General features: G+C 31.3%; 21 protein-coding genes. 17 read left to right on the top strand and 4 right to left on the bottom strand.

Going from position 1 to position 15202, the window contains the following annotated elements; genetic code table 11:
• Positions 1 to 59: 59 nt before the first annotated feature.
• The 13 genes from tatB (at position 60) to EBF09_RS05275 (ending at position 8332) form a co-directional block, all read left to right on the top strand.
• Positions 60 to 509 (top strand): Sec-independent protein translocase protein TatB, encoded by a 450-nt coding sequence (gene tatB / locus EBF09_RS05335; RefSeq protein WP_121764102.1) that lies wholly within the window; start codon positions 60 to 62, stop codon positions 507 to 509.
• Entirely contained in the window at positions 502 to 1233 is a 732-nt protein-coding gene (gene tatC / locus EBF09_RS05330) for a twin-arginine translocase subunit TatC (RefSeq protein ID WP_121764101.1), read from the top strand. Before tatB ends, tatC begins: the two co-directional genes overlap by 8 nt.
• Entirely contained in the window at positions 1226 to 2257 is a 1032-nt protein-coding gene (gene queA / locus EBF09_RS05325; RefSeq protein ID WP_121764100.1) for a tRNA preQ1(34) S-adenosylmethionine ribosyltransferase-isomerase QueA, read from the top strand. Before tatC ends, queA begins: the two co-directional genes overlap by 8 nt.
• Positions 2254 to 2805, top strand: coding sequence for a 16S rRNA (guanine(527)-N(7))-methyltransferase RsmG (gene rsmG, locus EBF09_RS05320; protein ID WP_121764099.1), 552 nt, complete (start codon positions 2254 to 2256; stop codon positions 2803 to 2805). The genes queA and rsmG overlap by 4 nt, the downstream gene beginning before the upstream one ends.
• Positions 2793 to 3008: a PP0621 family protein gene (locus EBF09_RS05315; protein ID WP_121764098.1), complete on the top strand. Its 216-nt coding sequence runs from the start codon at positions 2793 to 2795 to the stop codon at positions 3006 to 3008. Before rsmG ends, EBF09_RS05315 begins: the two co-directional genes overlap by 13 nt.
• 9 nt (positions 3009 to 3017) lie before the next feature.
• Positions 3018 to 3383, top strand: a complete 366-nt coding sequence (locus EBF09_RS05310; protein WP_121764097.1) for a hypothetical protein — start codon at positions 3018 to 3020, stop codon at positions 3381 to 3383.
• A complete protein-coding gene (locus EBF09_RS05305) occupies positions 3371 to 4021 on the top strand; it encodes a Crp/Fnr family transcriptional regulator (protein WP_121764096.1) in 651 nt (216 codons plus the stop codon). The genes EBF09_RS05310 and EBF09_RS05305 overlap by 13 nt, the downstream gene beginning before the upstream one ends.
• Complete coding sequence (locus EBF09_RS05300) at positions 4018 to 5295, top strand: type IV pili methyl-accepting chemotaxis transducer N-terminal domain-containing protein (protein WP_121764095.1); 1278 nt, start codon at positions 4018 to 4020, stop codon at positions 5293 to 5295. The genes EBF09_RS05305 and EBF09_RS05300 overlap by 4 nt, the downstream gene beginning before the upstream one ends.
• A 29-nt stretch (positions 5296 to 5324) precedes the next feature.
• Positions 5325 to 6326 carry a dihydroorotase gene (gene pyrC, locus EBF09_RS05295; protein WP_121764094.1) on the top strand — a complete coding sequence of 334 codons (1002 nt, stop codon included), beginning with the start codon at positions 5325 to 5327 and terminating at the stop codon, positions 6324 to 6326.
• Complete coding sequence (gene coaD, locus EBF09_RS05290) at positions 6323 to 6820, top strand: pantetheine-phosphate adenylyltransferase (RefSeq protein ID WP_121764093.1); 498 nt, start codon at positions 6323 to 6325, stop codon at positions 6818 to 6820. The genes pyrC and coaD overlap by 4 nt, the downstream gene beginning before the upstream one ends.
• Positions 6811 to 7386: a dTMP kinase gene (gene tmk / locus EBF09_RS05285; protein WP_121764092.1), complete on the top strand. Its 576-nt coding sequence runs from the start codon at positions 6811 to 6813 to the stop codon at positions 7384 to 7386. The genes coaD and tmk overlap by 10 nt, the downstream gene beginning before the upstream one ends.
• On the top strand, positions 7374 to 7946 hold the full coding sequence (locus EBF09_RS05280) for a ComF family protein (protein WP_121764091.1): 573 nt from the start codon (positions 7374 to 7376) through the stop codon (positions 7944 to 7946). Before tmk ends, EBF09_RS05280 begins: the two co-directional genes overlap by 13 nt.
• A gap of 128 nt (positions 7947 to 8074) precedes the next feature.
• The gene (locus tag EBF09_RS05275) at positions 8075 to 8332 is read left to right on the top strand and encodes a hypothetical protein (protein ID WP_121764090.1); all 258 of its coding nucleotides are present in this window, start codon (positions 8075 to 8077) and stop codon (positions 8330 to 8332) included.
• Between the two features lie 2 nt (positions 8333 to 8334).
• Here EBF09_RS05275 and EBF09_RS05270 read toward each other — a convergent pair whose 3' ends face one another.
• The 3 genes from EBF09_RS05270 to gltX are packed head-to-tail and all read right to left on the bottom strand — an operon-like array spanning position 8335 to position 11611.
• Positions 8335 to 9978: a lytic transglycosylase domain-containing protein gene (locus EBF09_RS05270; protein ID WP_121764089.1), complete on the bottom strand. Its 1644-nt coding sequence runs from the start codon at positions 9976 to 9978 to the stop codon at positions 8335 to 8337.
• A gap of 9 nt (positions 9979 to 9987) precedes the next feature.
• Positions 9988 to 10278, bottom strand: coding sequence for a YggT family protein (locus EBF09_RS05265; RefSeq protein WP_121764088.1), 291 nt, complete (start codon positions 10276 to 10278; stop codon positions 9988 to 9990).
• 1 nt (position 10279) lies between these two features.
• The gene (gene gltX, locus EBF09_RS05260) at positions 10280 to 11611 is read right to left on the bottom strand and encodes a glutamate--tRNA ligase (RefSeq protein WP_121764087.1); all 1332 of its coding nucleotides are present in this window, start codon (positions 11609 to 11611) and stop codon (positions 10280 to 10282) included.
• 163 nt (positions 11612 to 11774) lie between these two features.
• Here gltX and EBF09_RS05255 point away from each other — a divergent pair, with 163 nt between their 5' ends.
• From EBF09_RS05255 to EBF09_RS05240, 4 genes are read left to right on the top strand one after another with little or no spacing between them, the layout of a single operon-like run.
• Positions 11775 to 12131, top strand: coding sequence for a hypothetical protein (locus EBF09_RS05255; RefSeq protein ID WP_121764086.1), 357 nt, complete (start codon positions 11775 to 11777; stop codon positions 12129 to 12131).
• Positions 12132 to 12139: 8 nt separating this feature from the next.
• Positions 12140 to 12805 carry a response regulator transcription factor gene (locus EBF09_RS05250; protein ID WP_121764085.1) on the top strand — a complete coding sequence of 222 codons (666 nt, stop codon included), beginning with the start codon at positions 12140 to 12142 and terminating at the stop codon, positions 12803 to 12805.
• Positions 12796 to 14034, top strand: coding sequence for an ATP-binding protein (locus EBF09_RS05245; protein WP_232817663.1), 1239 nt, complete (start codon positions 12796 to 12798; stop codon positions 14032 to 14034). Before EBF09_RS05250 ends, EBF09_RS05245 begins: the two co-directional genes overlap by 10 nt.
• Complete coding sequence (locus EBF09_RS05240; protein WP_121764084.1) at positions 14034 to 14954, top strand: Ppx/GppA phosphatase family protein; 921 nt, start codon at positions 14034 to 14036, stop codon at positions 14952 to 14954. The genes EBF09_RS05245 and EBF09_RS05240 overlap by 1 nt, the downstream gene beginning before the upstream one ends.
• Here EBF09_RS05240 and EBF09_RS05235 read toward each other — a convergent pair.
• Positions 14937 to 15152 (bottom strand): autotransporter outer membrane beta-barrel domain-containing protein, encoded by a 216-nt coding sequence (locus EBF09_RS05235; protein ID WP_121764083.1) that lies wholly within the window; start codon positions 15150 to 15152, stop codon positions 14937 to 14939. The two genes, EBF09_RS05240 and EBF09_RS05235, sit on opposite strands and share 18 nt — an antisense overlap.
• Positions 15153 to 15202: the final 50 nt, after the last annotated feature.

The raw sequence follows: 15202 nt of genomic DNA, 5'->3' as shown, positions 1-15202 counted from the left end.
CACTTTATTCCAAAATGGGATAAAATCCTAAAAATTAAAATAAATTTTAAAGGTAACCAATGTTTGGAATGGGTTTTTTTGAGATCTTAGTGATTGCAGTGGTTGCAATTATTTTTTTAGGACCTGAAAAACTACCTAAGGCATTAGTGGATATTGCGAAATTCTTAAAAACTTTAAAAAGAACCATTGATGATGCCAAAGAGAGTTTAGATAGGGAAGTGAATTTAAGTAAAATAAAAGAAGAAGCACTCGCCTATAAAAATAGTCTAACGCAAGGTGTGGATAATATCACAAAAGATTTAAATTTGAAAGAAATAGTTTCTTTAGAAGAAGATTTTACACACACAATGCAAGCTCAAGAGAAAAATGAAACAAAATTGCAAGAAACTAAAAAAGAGCAATTAAGTTTTAAAAATTATTCACTAGAGCAAGAAAAAGTAGAAACTAAAGAGCAACAAGAAGTTTCTTTTAAAAAAGAAGAAGCGATAAAAAAGGAAGTAAATGTTTGAAGATTTAAAACCCCATATTATTGAGTTAAGAAAATGTTTAATTATTATTACACTTGCTTTGATTATTTCTTTTTTGTGTTCTTTTTATTTTTGGGAAGAGATTTTAGGGTGGATGAGTGCGCCTTTGGAGAGTGCTTTGCCTAAGGGCAAAGAGAGTATTATTTTTACACAAGTGGGAGAAGCATTTTTTACTGCATTAAAAGTAGCGTTTTTTAGTGGCTTTATTTTTGCTTTGCCTATTATTTTTTGGCAGATTTGGTCTTTTGTTGCGCCTGGGCTTTATGAAAATGAGAAAAAGCTTGTTTTGCCTTTTGTGATTTTTGGGACATTTTTCTTTATTAGTGGTTGTGCTTTTGCTTATTATGTGGCATTTCCGATAGGCTTTAGTTATTTGATTGGTTTTGGAAGTCAATCTTTTACAGCTTTACCAGCCATTGGGGATTATGTGAGCTTTTTTGCTAAACTTATGGTAGGATTTGGAATCTCTTTTGAACTTCCTGTGATTACATTTTTTTTAGCAAAACTCGGATTAGTGAGCGATAAAACACTAAAAGATTATTTTAAATATGCGATTGTGTTTATTTTCATTTTAGCAGCTATTTTAACGCCTCCTGATATTTTATCGCAGTTTTTAATGGCAGTGCCTTTGACGCTTTTGTATGGTTTATCTATTTTAATTGCTAAAATCATCAATCCTTATAAGGAAGAAAAGCTTGATGAATGAGTTAAGTTTAAGTGCATATGATTATGATTTGCCAAGCCATTTAATCGCTTTAACACCTCTAAAGAATAAAGAGGATTCTAAGCTTTTAGTTTATAATAGACAAGATAAAAGCATTACTCATAGCACTTTTTTAGAATTTGCAAGTTTTTTACCTAAAAATACCTTGCTTGTTTTTAATGATACCAAAGTAATTCCTGCTAGAATCTATGGTAAAAAAATTCATTCTAATTTGCAAGAGGGTGCTAAGATTGAGGGGCTTTTTCATAAGATTTTAGGGGAAAATTTGTATCTTTTTCAATTTAGAGGGAAGTTAAAAGAGGGGGATAGGATTGATTTTTATGGGAAGACTTGCAAGATTTTAAAAAATCTTGAAATGGGCTTTAAAGAAGTGGGGTTTTTTAAAGAAGAAAAAGCTTTAAGTTTGGAAGAATTTTTGGGGTTTTTAGAAGAGTTTGGGCATATACCTTTGCCTCCTTATTTAAAAAGAGAAGACACAAAAGAAGATAGGGAGGATTATCAAAGTGTGTTTGCTAAAAATATCGGTGCAGTCGCTGCTCCTACTGCTTCATTGCATTTTAGCAAAGAATCTTTTGAAAATTTAAAAAGAAATTTTAAAACCGCCTTTGTAACTTTGCATGTAGGTGCAGGGACATTTTTGCCTGTGAGTGTTGAAAATATTTTAGAGCATAAAATGCATAAAGAAAGCTATGAAATTACTAAAGATATGCAAAAAAGAATAGAAGAAGCAGAGCATATCACAGCTATTGGCACGACTGCTGCAAGGACAATAGAGTTTTATGCAAGGACAAAACAGATAAGCGGTGAATGCGATCTTTTCTTGCATCCTAAAAATCCCCCTTTAAAAACTAATGCACTTCTTACAAATTTTCATCTTCCTAAAAGCACGCTTTTAATGTTGGTGGCTTCTTTTGTGGGTTTAGAAGAGATGAAGAGGATTTATAAAGAAGCGATTTTAAAAGAATATCGTTTTTATTCTTATGGCGATGGAATGTTGATTTTATGAAAAGATTAGAAAAATATATAGAAATTTTAGAAAAATGGAATAAGATTCATAGCTTAAGTGGTGCTAAGAATAGAAAAAGTATAGAAGAAAATATAAAAGATTCACTCAAACCTTTAGAATTTCAAGAGCTAGAGTGGGAGAAGCAAAGACTGATTTTAGATGTAGGAAGTGGGAATGGATTTCCTGCTATTCCTTTGGCTATAATGCTGAATGTGCCTTTTATTTTGTGTGAGCCAAATGCCAAAAAAGCTGCATTTTTGCATACGCTAAAAGTTGAGTTAGGCTTAGAAAATGTAGAAGTTATGCGCTCTAGAGTGCAAGATTTAGAGTTAAAAATAAAGCCTAGTTTAATCACTTCTCGTGCGCTTTTGGGAACTTTGGATTTGCTTTTATTGTGTGAGAATATTAAAGAGCCTTCCACTTCTTTTTTATTATTTAAAGGTTCTAAGGTAAAAGAGGAGTTAGAAGGATTAATAAAATATAAAATTTATAATTATTCTTATAGAAATTATCTTTTTTTACAAGGAGAAAGTTTATGCAATGGTTAGTCGTAATTTTGCTGATTGTAGCGGTGTATTATCTGTTTATTAGAAAACCAAAAACAAAAGAAAAAGCTAAAAATACACATAAAAAACCAGAAGAAATTATGGTAGAGTGTGAAAAATGTGGAGTTTATGTTTCTAGTAAGGAAGCAATTATTAAAGATGGTGCATATTTTTGTTCGCATGAATGTGCTAAGATTGCGCATTAGGTTAGAGCAATGATTGTTTTAAATCATCCTTTGCTAGAGATTTTAAAGATTAAGCAAATTAATACCAAAGAGGAGCTAGAAAATACGCTTCCTAGTGATTTTTTAGTGATAGGGGATTTAGAGCTTGCAAGATTTGCAAAGCTTCAAGGGATAGAATATGCTTTTTTGAGTAATGAGATTACAAAAAGCATAATGGCATCTAGTTTGGGAGCAAAGTTTCTTTTGTGTAAAAAGCTCACCTTTGCAAAACAAATGCAAAAGATTGCGGAAAATTACTTGCTAGATATGAAGATTATTTCTATTATCCACGAGGAAAAGGAAATAGAGGAAGTTGCGCTTGATGGGATTGATGGGGTTATTTTTTGGCAAAGCTAGAAGAGTTTGAAATTTTTAAAAATTTACCACAACAAGAAATTGACAAATTGCAAGAAATTGTAAAAATAAAACATTTTAGCCAAAAAGAAATTATTGCTTATGAGGGCGATATTTCTAAAGAAGTGCTTTTATTGCTTAAGGGAGAAGTGAAGCTTTATAAAGTGAATAGATTTGGCGGAGAGATATTTTTATGCCAATTAAGAGAAGGGCTTTTGAATACACCAAAAGAAAAGGAGCAATTTATTTTTGCAAATTTAGAATGCAAAAAAGATTCTAAAGTGGCATTTTTTTCTAAAGATTTACTCTTCTCTCTTTTTTTAAAATCTCCAAGTTTAATGCACTTTTTCTTTATTCAGTTGCAAGAAAAGTTACAATTTTTTGAAGATGTGATTAGAAGAGAATTAGTTTTTGATAGCACAGCAAAAATTGCTTATTTTTTGGTGCATGATTTGGAGGATTTTAATCATAATAAAAAGCAAGATATTGCAGCCTTTTTAAATATTCAGCCAGAAACACTTTCAAGAATCTTAAAGAAATTAAGTAGAGATGGAATGATATTGCAAGACAAAGAGGGAAGGGTGCAAATACAAGATTTACAAGCTTTAAAACAAATTTATAAGAAAGAAGAACATATATGAAGAAGATTATTACGCGTTTGGTGGTGGTTGGTATTTTGATAGCCTTTTGTGTGGGTGTTATGATGGCATCAATTTTACTTATAAATCAAAGAAGTATTCAAGATGGAATAGTGATAAATATCGTAGGAAAGCAAAGAATGCTAAGCCAAATGATTGCAAAAGAAGTATTTATGAATTATTTTCAAGATAATGAAAATTACAAGACTTTAAAAGGTGCAATAGAAGAATTTGAAGCAAATTTAGTATTTTTAGAGAGTAATGATTATAAAAATGCGATTAAAACATCTAGCAGGGAAGAAATTAATAAAAAGTTAGCCAAGATTAGAAAGATTTGGAGCGATTATAAGCAACAAGTGGAAGATTTTATGCGATTAAACAAGCAAGTTTATGAAAGTAAAGAATTTGTAGATCAAAATAAAATTGCAATTTTACAAAAAATCAAAATAGAAACTCTAAGAATGATGATTGAAAATATGTGTTCTGCATTAGCACATTATATGGTGAAGTGGGATGAGCGATACTATGAGGCTTTTAAGCGAGATTACAAGGCAATGGAAGATTTTATGCAAGATTTGCAAAAACGCTCAAAAACTGAAAAATTTGAAAAAGACTTTGAAGAAAGCAAAAAAGCATGGGAAATTTTAGCATTGCATTTAAATAATGTTGCTAAAGTGCAAAAAGAGCTAAGCATAGTTTTAAAAGATATAACAAAAACTAATATGGAACTTTTAGCAAAAATAGATGAAACGACAAATTATTATTCTAAAATTTCTGTGCTTAAGCGGGCATATCTTGAGAAATTTCAGTTTGTTGCATTTTTGATTATGCTTATTTTGGCAAGCTATGCGTTAAAAATTATTTTGGATATTAGAGCGCATCTTAAGCAGTTTGTGGATAAAACACAGCTTTTGGCCAAAGGAAATATCACACAGGATTTAGCACAAAAGATAAGGTTAGAGGGAGAGAGTGAGCTATCTATCGCATCTTTAAATCTTTCTACTTTTATTAATAGATTAAGTTTAACCAAAGAAACTTCAGATTATGCAAGAGAGCTTAGCGTGCGTTTAAGCGATGAGATTTTTAGGCTAAGTGAAGAGATAAAAGAGCGTCTAAAGGTGGCAAATTTATCCAAAGAGAAGCAAAAAAGTATAGAAGAAGCAATTAATTTAAGTGAAGATATTGCGATACAATCTAGCGAACAGCTTATTGTTACTGCAAAATTATTAGAAAAATTACAAAAGATTTTAAGAGAGATTGAAGAAGATTGTAATTAAGATACATTTAAAATTTTAAAGGAGTTAAAATGGAAATAATACTAGATACGCCTTGTGATATGCATTTGCATTTGCGAGATGGAGAGATTTTAGAGAATGTTTTAAACTACACCACAAAAAGTTTTGGTGCTGTTCTTGTTATGCCAAATTTAAATCCTCCTATCACTTCATTAAAGAGTGCATTAGAATACAAACAAAGAATTTTAGATAAAAATAAAAATGCTAATTTTACTCCTTTAATGAGTCTTTATTTGCATGAAAATTTAACTAAAAGTGAATTGCAAACTGCTAAAGAAAATAGGGTAATGTTTTTAAAGCTTTATCCAAAAGGTTCTACGACTGGGAGTGAGAGTGGAGTAAGTGAGATTTTAAATGCTAGAGTTTTAGAGATTTTAGAAATGGCACAAGAGATAGGACTTTTTTTAAGCATTCATGGGGAGAGTAATGGTTTTGTAATGGATAGAGAAGTGGAGTTTCATGCTATTTTTGAAGAGTTAGCAAGAAGCTTTCCAAGATTAAAAATATTTTTTGAACATTTAAGCGATAGACGCTCCATAGACTTAGTAGAAAAGTATTCTAATTTATTTGCTACTCTTACTTTGCACCATATTACTTTAAGCTTAGATGATGTGCTAGGAGGTGCATTAAATCCGCATTTATTTTGTAAACCTACTTTAAAGACTAAAAAAGACAAAGAAGCACTTTTAGAAGTAGCGTTGAGGGCGCATTCTAAATTTTCTTTTGGGAGTGATAGTGCACCGCATTTAAAAGCATTTAAAGAGAGTAAAAAAGGAGCTGCAGGGATTTTTAGCGCACCTATTTTACTTCCTGCATTAGCAGAGCTTTTTGAAGCACATAATGCGCTAGAGAATTTAGAAAAGTTTGTATGCAAAAACGCACATACAATTTATGATTTAAATTTGCCACAAAAATTAGTAAAACTTATTAAAAAACCTATGAAAGTGGAGGAAGAATACCATAAAATCGTGCCACTTAGAGCAGGGGAAGAAATCTCTTGGAGTTTAGCTTGAAACCAAAAATAGCAATTTATCCGGGGACTTTTGATCCTATTACTAATGGACATTTAGATGTGATAAAACGCGCCTCTTTTTTATTTGATGGGATAATCATTGCAGTGGCAAAATCTGAACTTAAAAAGCCTCTTTTTAGCGTTGAAGATAGAGTAAAAATGGTGAATTTAGCAATTTGTGATGAAAAAGAGATTAAAAAAAGCATATGCGTGCATAGCTTTGATAACTTAGTAGCTGATTTTGCCAAAGAGCAAGAAGCTAGAGTGCTAATCCGTGGGCTTAGGGCTGTGAGTGATTTTGAATATGAATTGCAAATGGGCTATGCAAATGCCTCTTTAAATAGAGAGTTAGAAACAATCTATCTTATGCCTTCTTTGCAAAATGCTTTTATTAGCTCTACTGTGGTGCGTTCTATTTTGTTGCATGGAGGGGATATTTCTCATCTTGTTTCACCGCTTGTATATGAGTTTATCAAGGAGAAAAGATGTATGTAGCGATTGAAGGGATTGATACTTGTGGTAAAAGCACGCAAATTAAGGCTTTAAGGGAAGTTTTTAAAGAAGCTATTTTTGTAAATGAGCCAGGAGGTAGCGAGCTTGGAAGTGAGCTAAGAGAGATTTTATTAAACAAAGAAGTAAAAATTAGCAAAAGAGCAGAAGTTTTACTTTTTTTAGCAGATAGAGCACAGCTAGCTGATGAGGTTTTATTAAAATCTAAAGAAAAGCTAGTAATTAGTGATAGAAGTTTAGTTTCAGGTATGGCTTATGCAAAAGATTTTGACTGCACACTTTTAAAGGAATTGAATTTATTTGCATTGAATGGAATATTGCCAAGTAAAGTTGTATTTTTGGAGCTTAGTAAAGAGGAGTTAAAAAGACGCCTAGATAGTAAAACGCACGATAAGATTGAAAAAAGAGGTATAGAATATTTGCTTCTTTTACAAGAGCGTATAAAAGAGGTTTTGGAATTTTTAAAATTAGATTATCTTATAATTAATGCTGATAACAAAGAAGAGCAAATCACACAAGAAATTATTTCTTATATAAAATGCGATGCTTAATATGTGGAAAATTTTCTTTTGGAAGTGTTTGTAAGGTTTGTCAAGATTCTATCTCTTTAAATCCTAGAATGCGAGAGTTGGAGAGTGGCTTTAGAGTGTATAGCTTTTATGAATACTCTTCTAATTCTATGTTGTTTTTAAGCAAATATCAGCCAATAGGTAGTAAGATTTATAAAATTTTAAGTAAAAAAGCTATTTTTTATCTTAGAGATAATTTGGAGTTTTCTTTAGAATGCTATGGTGTTGGGATAGATGAAGATGTAAAGAAGGGCTATGCGCAAAATTCTATTTTTCTAAAGGAGCTTCAAAGGATAGGTATTAAGCCTTTGTATAATGCACTAGAAGCTAGAAATAAAGTTACTTATGCGGGAAAAGATTTAAAATTTAGATTAAAAAATCCTAGAAATTTTAAGGTAAATCGCAGTCTAAAGGATAAAAGAGTAATTTTGGTAGATGATATTATCACCACAGGAACAACACTTAAAGAAGCTAAAGTTGCAGTGCAAAACAATGGCGGGGAGGTAATTTGTGCCTTTACTTTAGCGGATGCAAAAGAATAAGGAGTAAAAAGGTTTTTAAAAATTGTGGGAGTAATTGATTTGAAAGATTAATCAAATTTAATCTTGATTTATGGGGGCAAATCATAACCCCTTAAAACAAAAGAGAGGATAGAGAAAATAAAAAAGATATGATTAAGGTCTTTAACAATAAAGAAGAAAAAGAAAAACGCCCTAAATTTGTAGGCAGACTAGCAACCACTATAATCATGAAAGATGGCTTACACATAGCTTTAAATAAGTTTGAAACTTTAAGTAAATTTGAACTTATAAAGATTTTAGAAATACTAGCTATGCATAATCTTGCTACCTTGCTAATAGATAGACAACAACAAAAAGAATATAAAAATATAAGTAATTTTGTGATGAATCTAAGGCTAAAAGCCTAGATTTAGTAAATGAGTGTCTGCTCTAAAAGAGGTAAAAGGTTGCTCTCAAAGCCAAAGATTCTTTTGTAGATTATGTAGTTTGCAAGAACCTTTTTGCCATAGATTCTTGATTCTTCATAGGGAATCATCTCTATGCTATACCAAGGATCTAGCGAATTATTCTTTTTAAAAAGATAGTTTTTGGCTAAAAGTCGTCTTGTAAATCCGGGTCCTCCATTATAAGCATAAGAAATAAATAAAGGATGTTTAAACTCTCTTAAAAGCGGTCTTGTAAAATATTCTGCATAACGCACATTAGTGTTTGGATCAAACATATCTAAATAGCCGACCTTTTTGTCTTCTTTGAAGTCTTTTGCGATAGCTTCTACATTAAAGGGCATAAGCTGCATAATCCCTAGTGCATAAGAAGTAGAAATCGCAGTGGGGATAAAAAGGCTCTCTTGTCTGCCTAAAGCATAAAGAAGTGCTTGTGTTTCTTTGCTAAATTTAGAAAAAATTTCAGGATAAGGGGTTAAAAAATATTCTTCTCCTGTTTTTTTGCTAAGCCACACAAAATGTGGAGTTGTGTTTGTGTGATTAACCTTTTCTAGAAGTTTTGGATTTTTTGTTTTTTTATAGTTTGCTAGAATCTTTTCCCATTCAAATGGATCTTTTATATCCCAAGTTGCAGGAGTGGGCTTGGTGTCTATCTTTTGGATAATGTTGAATTGTGGTTTGCTATGAGTTAGCTCAAGGGCTGCAAGGGAGTAAATATCTACATCTTTTTTTTCTATGAGCTTGGTTAAAAATTTTGTATCTTTAGAAGCTAGATACATCCAAAAAATTGCTCTATTTTGATCTAAGGATCGGTAGGATTTTTGTAAAGAAGTTTCTAGTAAAGGAAGGGCTTTTGCAGAATCTTTTTTAATAAAAAGAAAATTCATTCCTAAATAAAAAGAGCTTTCATAATCTAAAAATTGCTTAGAATTTGTATAATCTAAATCCAAAAAAGAATGGCTAAAAACGCTCATATTTTGAGAAATTATAGCACTTTTTATCATTCTTAAAAAGGTAGAATTTTTTTCTTTTAAAAGTTGTGCTAATCTTTTTGGGGGAATTGGTTTGTTTAGGTGGGTATTTTTGAAACTTTGTGAGAGATTGAAATAAAAATTTCCTATAAAATTAGCATTTTCTTTTAGGAGTTCATTAAAAGGATTCTTGCTAGCCATTATAGCAAGGCTTCTTGAAAGAGTTGGATTAACTTTTGTGAGTTTTTTTGAAAGCATGGCAAGAGTTCTCTTATCAAGTGTTTCAGCCTTTTTTAGAGTAAGTGCTTTGCTAATGCAGTTTGTATCTTGTTTGATAAGTTTTGAAGTAGGCATTCTCTCGCAGATTGTTTTTAAAGAGAGGTTTTTGTTGTCGCCTTTTTTAAAATAAAGTCCAAAAAGTTTAGTGTTTTTGTTTTTAGCAAGTTTATAAGCTTCACTGGCTTCTTTTGGGCTAATTTCTTGTTGCAAGAAAAGCCAAATATAAAAATCACGCGAAATACCTTTGGGTTGCTGTTTTAAATATTCTAAGGTTATGGGTTTGTGTGTAGGGGGTTGTGTGGTTTTAGCTTGTAAACAAGCAAAAGAGATGAAAAAAAGTAAAATGAGTTTTTTAAGCATAAGAAAACCTTATAAGTTTGAAAAGTTTAAAAGAAGTCTGATGATAAAAAGATCAATAAACTTTAAGCACAAAAGAACAATCAGTGGGGTTAAATCTACTCCACTAATAACCGTTGGGATAACACGACGGATTTTAGCATAAAGGGGCTCGGTGAGCTTGTAGAGGATTTGCACGATTGGATTATAAGGATCAGGACGCACCCACGAGATAATGGCTGCTATAATAATCACCCAAATATAGAGATTGATTACCATGCTTAAGATTTGTGCAACTGCTTGAATAAATGTGCTTAAAACCATATTATTTCCTTAAAATATCTGTTAAAAAATTGCGTAAATATAAGAATAAGTCATTTAGCTCTGGACCATGTTCAAAGCCTGTTAGTAAATAGCGTAAGGGTTTAAAAAAGCGTTTTCCTTTGAGATTGGATTCTTGCATAGCTTTTGTTTTAAATTCTTCATAGCTGGTATTTTGTAAATCTAGGTTTTCTAAAAGCTTTAAAAGAGTATTGTGGAGTGTTGTAAATTCTTCTTTAAGCTCTAAAATCTCTCCATTTTCTTCTTGTTCTAGTAATTTGGCTTTATTAAAGAAGATGCGATCTATTTTTTCTTTTAGTTCATTTAGGGTGCTAGATTCTTGTAAATAGAGCTTAGCCAAGCCACCGATGCTAGAATCTTTATAGCCTAGAAGAGCGGCTAAATCCAGTTCGTTTAAGCGTTTAAAATGCTCTCTATTTAAAAATCTTAATTTATCAATATCAAATCTAGCAGGGGCTTTTGCAATTTTTTTAATATCAAACCAAGAAATTGCTTCTTGCATTGTGAAAACTTCACAAGGAGTGTGGTTGCCTATTAAGATTAAATAATTTGCAATCGCTTGAGGCAAAAACCCTTCATTTAAAAGCCATTGCACGCTAGAAGCATTATCTCTTTTGCTCATTTTTTTACCCTCTTCATTGAGGATTATTGGCAAGTGGGCAAATTGTATTTTTTTATCGTAATTTAGCCCTTGGTGGATTAGGATTTGTTTTGGAGTGTTGCTTACATGATCTTCGCCCCTAACGATAAAATCCACATCATAAAGCATATCATCAACCGCACAAGCAAAGTTATAAGTGGGTATGCCATCTTCTTTAATAATCACAAAACTATCTACTTCATTGGCATTAAATTCCACTTTGCCTTTAATCTCATCATAAAAGCTCATAGGCTCACTAGAACCTTTTAGTCTAATTACTGGATTTTTGTTAGTATCTTTTTCCAAAAGTGCCCAAGAATCTTGGTATCTAAAAGCTATTTTATTCTCTTTGGCTTCTTCTCTTTTTTTATCCAAAAATTCTTTTGTGCAATAGCAATAAAACGCCTTACCTTGCGTAATAAGGTATTCTGCTAATTGTCTGTGGCGTGGAAAATTGTTGCTTTGATAGACAAGACTATCCCAAGAGATTCCAAAAAGCGTAAGTAAAAACATAATATCTTTATCTTTGCCTTCTATATTTCTTGAAGTATCGGTATTTTCAATTCTTAATAAAAAAGATTCATTTTTTTGTTTTGCAAGAATGTAATTAAAAATTGCTGCCCTTAAATTTCCTGTGTGCATATCGCCAGTGGGGCTTGGTGCAAATCTAAGCATAAAAAACCTCATATGTTTTATTTTTTAGTTGGAGATTTTAGCATATTAAAATTAAATCTCTTGTGAAATCTAATAAATTAAAAGTTTTTGATTTTAGTTTTTACAAAGAGGAAAGTTTATAAAATTCTTTGTAAAGAGAATTCAATCTTAAAGAGTGCTAAAGATGATTAAAAAGTTAAGTTGTGTAATTTTTTTGTTGGTGGGTTTTGTAGAAGCAAAGGATCTTTTAAGGGTTTTGGATAGTATGCACTTAAGCCAAAAGGAGAGGGCGGATATTAAGGTTGTTTTAGAAGATTATCATCAAGAAAAAAAGGTGTATTATAAAAATATTAATCGCACAGAAGAGCTAATGCTTTTAGAAATCTTGCAAGAAAAAGATGTGGATTTTGAAAAGTATAGAACCATTATGGACGCAATTAGTGAGGATTATATAGAAGCACAAATAGAATTTTATCAACTTTTAGCCAAAAAACTTAGCAAGGAGCGAATGAAAGAACTAGCACAAGAAATGTTAAAATAGGAGTTTTGATGTATAAGATATTGATTGTAGAAGATGATTTAGAGATGCAAAAATTACTTGTGGATTTTTTAGAGCAAAGCAATATGGAAGTTTTTGCCACACAAGATCCAGAAAATGCTTTAGAGATTTTAAAAAAAGAGAGATTTCATCTTGGAGTGCTTGATATTATGTTGCCAAAAATGAATGGCTTGGAGTTGTGTCAAAAGATAAGAGAGTTTAGCGATATGCCTTTGATTATTTCATCAGCTAGAGGGGATATTTCTAGTAAAATTTTGGGCTTTGAGAGAGGGGCGGATGATTATTTGGCAAAGTCTTATGAGCCTATTGAGCTTGTAGCTAGAATCAATGCGCTTTTGAAGCGTTATACAAATAATGAAATGTTAAATTTTGCTAATTTAAGCATTGATGTGAGTAAAAGGCATGTGAGCTTAGGGGGGGAGAGTTTGGAGCTTACACCTGCAGAGTATGAGATTTTAGTATTGCTTTTAAGCAATAAAGGGAAGCCTTTTTCTAGGGAGAGTTTAGCACAGGCTATTTCTACAATAGCTCCTGATTCCTCCCTTAGAAGCATTGATACGCATATAAGAAATTTGCGAAATAAACTAAAAGATGATGCCAAAGAGCCTAAATTTATACAATCTATTTGGGGCATAGGATATAAATTTTGCGATTAAGAAGCTTTTACCCACCCTTATTTTTGCAAATTTATGGGTTATTTTTATTTTCTATAATTTTGGTTTGTGTGGTTGCTTATTCTTTTAATATGTCTAATTTAAAACACAACAAAGAAAGAACACTAAATAGCATTCTTTCTTTTGCACAGCAGTCTATGATTGAGTTTGTGGGGGGAGATGTCAAGAGCTTAGAGAGATATTTAAAAACAAATGGATTTGTGATTTTAGAAGAATTGCCAAAAGATTTTAAGATTCTTTATGAAAATAAAAATTCTCTTGCAAAAATAAAATTGTATAAATCTAAGCAGTTTTATGGCTTTTTGTTGGATTATTTAGGGGATAGATTTATAGCACAAAAAGATGTAAAAGAAGAGATTTTTTATGACAATTCTATAAATTTTTGGTTTATTTTGCAGATAATTTTATTGCTTTTAATTTTTGGGTTTTTGCTTACGATGTTGCAACCCCTTAAAGTATTAAAAAACGCATTAGAAGAGTTTTCTAAAGGTAAATATGACTTAAAAATTCCTATCCCCAAAGAGCCACAGCAAGCAACACTAGCACTTAGCTTTAATAAAATGGCAGGTAAAATTTCGCATTTATTAAAAGTAAGGGAGCTTGTGCTAAAAAATATAGGACATGAGTTAAAAACTCCTATTGCAAAGGTTAGATTAAGCTTAGAGCTTATGCCTAAAAGTTCTCATAAAGAGCAAATGGTGCGTTCTATTAATGATTTGGATAATCTCATTACAAAAATTTTGACTTTTGAAAAGATACAAGAGGGCAAAGATTTGCTTGATTTTAAGAGTTTTGGGATAGATACATTGATGCTAGAAACTTTGCAAAGCCTAAAAATTACGCAAGAGGATTTAGAACTAGAATTAAATGAAAATTATAAGATTAATGGGGATTTACATTTTTTATCTCTTGTGGTTAAGAATCTCATTGAAAATGCGTATAAATATAAAAGCAAAGGAAAAATTTTAGTAAAAAGTGTAATCTTAAGCAATAGAAAAATTTTAAGCATTAGTAATTTTGGAGAGCCTTTAAGCAAGAAGATTGATTATTATTTAGAGCCTTTTTATAGGGATAGTAAGCATGAACATATTTTAGGATATGGGCTTGGGCTTTGCATTGTTAAGGGTATTTTGGAGTTGCATTCTTTTAATCTAAGCTATGAATACAAAGAAGAGCAGCATTATTTTTTAATTGATTTTGGAGGGATTTAGTGGATTATGTTGGGATTGATTTAGGTAGTAACTCTTTGCGTGCAGTTAAAATGGATGAAAATTTGCAAATAAAAGGAGAATATGAACGCACAATTCGTATTTCAGAAGAATTGCAAAGTAAAGGCATTATAGGAAAAAGTGCAATAAATAGGCTTTTGGAGGCTTTGTGTGAATTGAAAAAAGTTTTAAATATTACGCAAAATGATAAAATATTAGCTATCACCACAGAAGCTATGCGTAAGGCAAATAATAAAGAAGAAGTGTTAAGCTTGTGTATAAAACAATGCGGTATTGCCTTTAGAATAATTAGCGGAGAGGAGGAAGCAAGACTTAGTGCTTTGGCTTCTAAGAGAGCGATAAAAGAGATTTCTAAAGTAAAAAGAGAATTGAATAAAGATTGTTTTTTAGTGGTGGATATGGGGGGTGCGAGTAGTGAATTTATTTTTTGTAAGAATGAAAAGATATTTTCTAAAAGCTTTTCAATAGGAATTGTAACTGCAAAAGATAAATATAGTAATTTGCAAACTTTATTAAGGAATAAAGAAAAGATTCTAAAATCTCTTAAAGAATTTGCAAAAGAGGCTAGGGCAGAAGGTTTTGATGCAAAATTTATGGTAGCAAATAGTGGTATCCCAACAAGTGTGTATGCTTTTAAAGTTGGGTTGGATAATTATCATCAAATTAAAACTTTAGGGGGAGAGCTTACAAGAGAAGATTTTTTGGAGCAGTTAGAAAAATTTTCAAATTTAAGCTTAGAAGAAAAAATTAGCCTTGTAGGAGAGTATAGGGCAGATGTAATGGATATTGGAATTTATCTTTTTTTGTTTTTTATGGAAGCTTTGGATTTTACTAGAGTGCTTGTCGTAGATGAGGGCTTAAGAGAGGGCGTGATAATAGACGCCCTAGAAGCTGTATCTTAGATTTGCATTGAAACTCCAATCAATATTTAAATCCCCATCAAAGCTTTTTTCATAATCTAAACTTATGCGTGTATTTTGACTAAGATTATAAGAAGTATTAAGATTGATAAAAGCTCTATCATCTTTTAAACCTTTAAAAATATGCACACCTGCACTATCGCCAAAACTTTTTGTTCCAGATTTTCTTAGATCGCTCATATATCCAACTCCATCCCTAAGATTTAAGTTGGAATTTTTTTAAAGATTAT

Origin of the sequence: Helicobacter burdigaliensis (genome assembly GCF_003670295.1) — a bacterium.
Lineage (GTDB): Bacteria > Campylobacterota > Campylobacteria > Campylobacterales > Helicobacteraceae > Helicobacter_D > Helicobacter_D burdigaliensis.
This window is presented reverse-complemented; position numbering and strand designations above follow the sequence as displayed.

Coding starts and splice junctions, on each gene's coding strand:
- rsmG (WP_121764099.1), top strand. CDS start 2,254: ATGAAAAGATTAGAAAAATATATAGAAATTTTAGAAAAATGGAATAAG.
- pyrC (WP_121764094.1), top strand. CDS start 5,325: ATGGAAATAATACTAGATACGCCTTGTGATATGCATTTGCATTTGCGA.
- tmk (WP_121764092.1), top strand. CDS start 6,811: ATGTATGTAGCGATTGAAGGGATTGATACTTGTGGTAAAAGCACGCAA.
- EBF09_RS05250 (WP_121764085.1), top strand. CDS start 12,140: ATGTATAAGATATTGATTGTAGAAGATGATTTAGAGATGCAAAAATTA.
- queA (WP_121764100.1), top strand. CDS start 1,226: ATGAATGAGTTAAGTTTAAGTGCATATGATTATGATTTGCCAAGCCAT.
- EBF09_RS05315 (WP_121764098.1), top strand. CDS start 2,793: ATGCAATGGTTAGTCGTAATTTTGCTGATTGTAGCGGTGTATTATCTG.
- EBF09_RS05310 (WP_121764097.1), top strand. CDS start 3,018: ATGATTGTTTTAAATCATCCTTTGCTAGAGATTTTAAAGATTAAGCAA.
- tatC (WP_121764101.1), top strand. CDS start 502: ATGTTTGAAGATTTAAAACCCCATATTATTGAGTTAAGAAAATGTTTA.
- EBF09_RS05255 (WP_121764086.1), top strand. CDS start 11,775: ATGATTAAAAAGTTAAGTTGTGTAATTTTTTTGTTGGTGGGTTTTGTA.
- EBF09_RS05275 (WP_121764090.1), top strand. CDS start 8,075: ATGATTAAGGTCTTTAACAATAAAGAAGAAAAAGAAAAACGCCCTAAA.
- EBF09_RS05300 (WP_121764095.1), top strand. CDS start 4,018: ATGAAGAAGATTATTACGCGTTTGGTGGTGGTTGGTATTTTGATAGCC.
- tatB (WP_121764102.1), top strand. CDS start 60: ATGTTTGGAATGGGTTTTTTTGAGATCTTAGTGATTGCAGTGGTTGCA.
- EBF09_RS05235 (WP_121764083.1), bottom strand. CDS start 15,152: ATGAGCGATCTAAGAAAATCTGGAACAAAAAGTTTTGGCGATAGTGCA.
- EBF09_RS05280 (WP_121764091.1), top strand. CDS start 7,374: ATGCGATGCTTAATATGTGGAAAATTTTCTTTTGGAAGTGTTTGTAAG.
- EBF09_RS05270 (WP_121764089.1), bottom strand. CDS start 9,978: ATGCTTAAAAAACTCATTTTACTTTTTTTCATCTCTTTTGCTTGTTTA.
- gltX (WP_121764087.1), bottom strand. CDS start 11,611: ATGCTTAGATTTGCACCAAGCCCCACTGGCGATATGCACACAGGAAAT.
- EBF09_RS05265 (WP_121764088.1), bottom strand. CDS start 10,278: ATGGTTTTAAGCACATTTATTCAAGCAGTTGCACAAATCTTAAGCATG.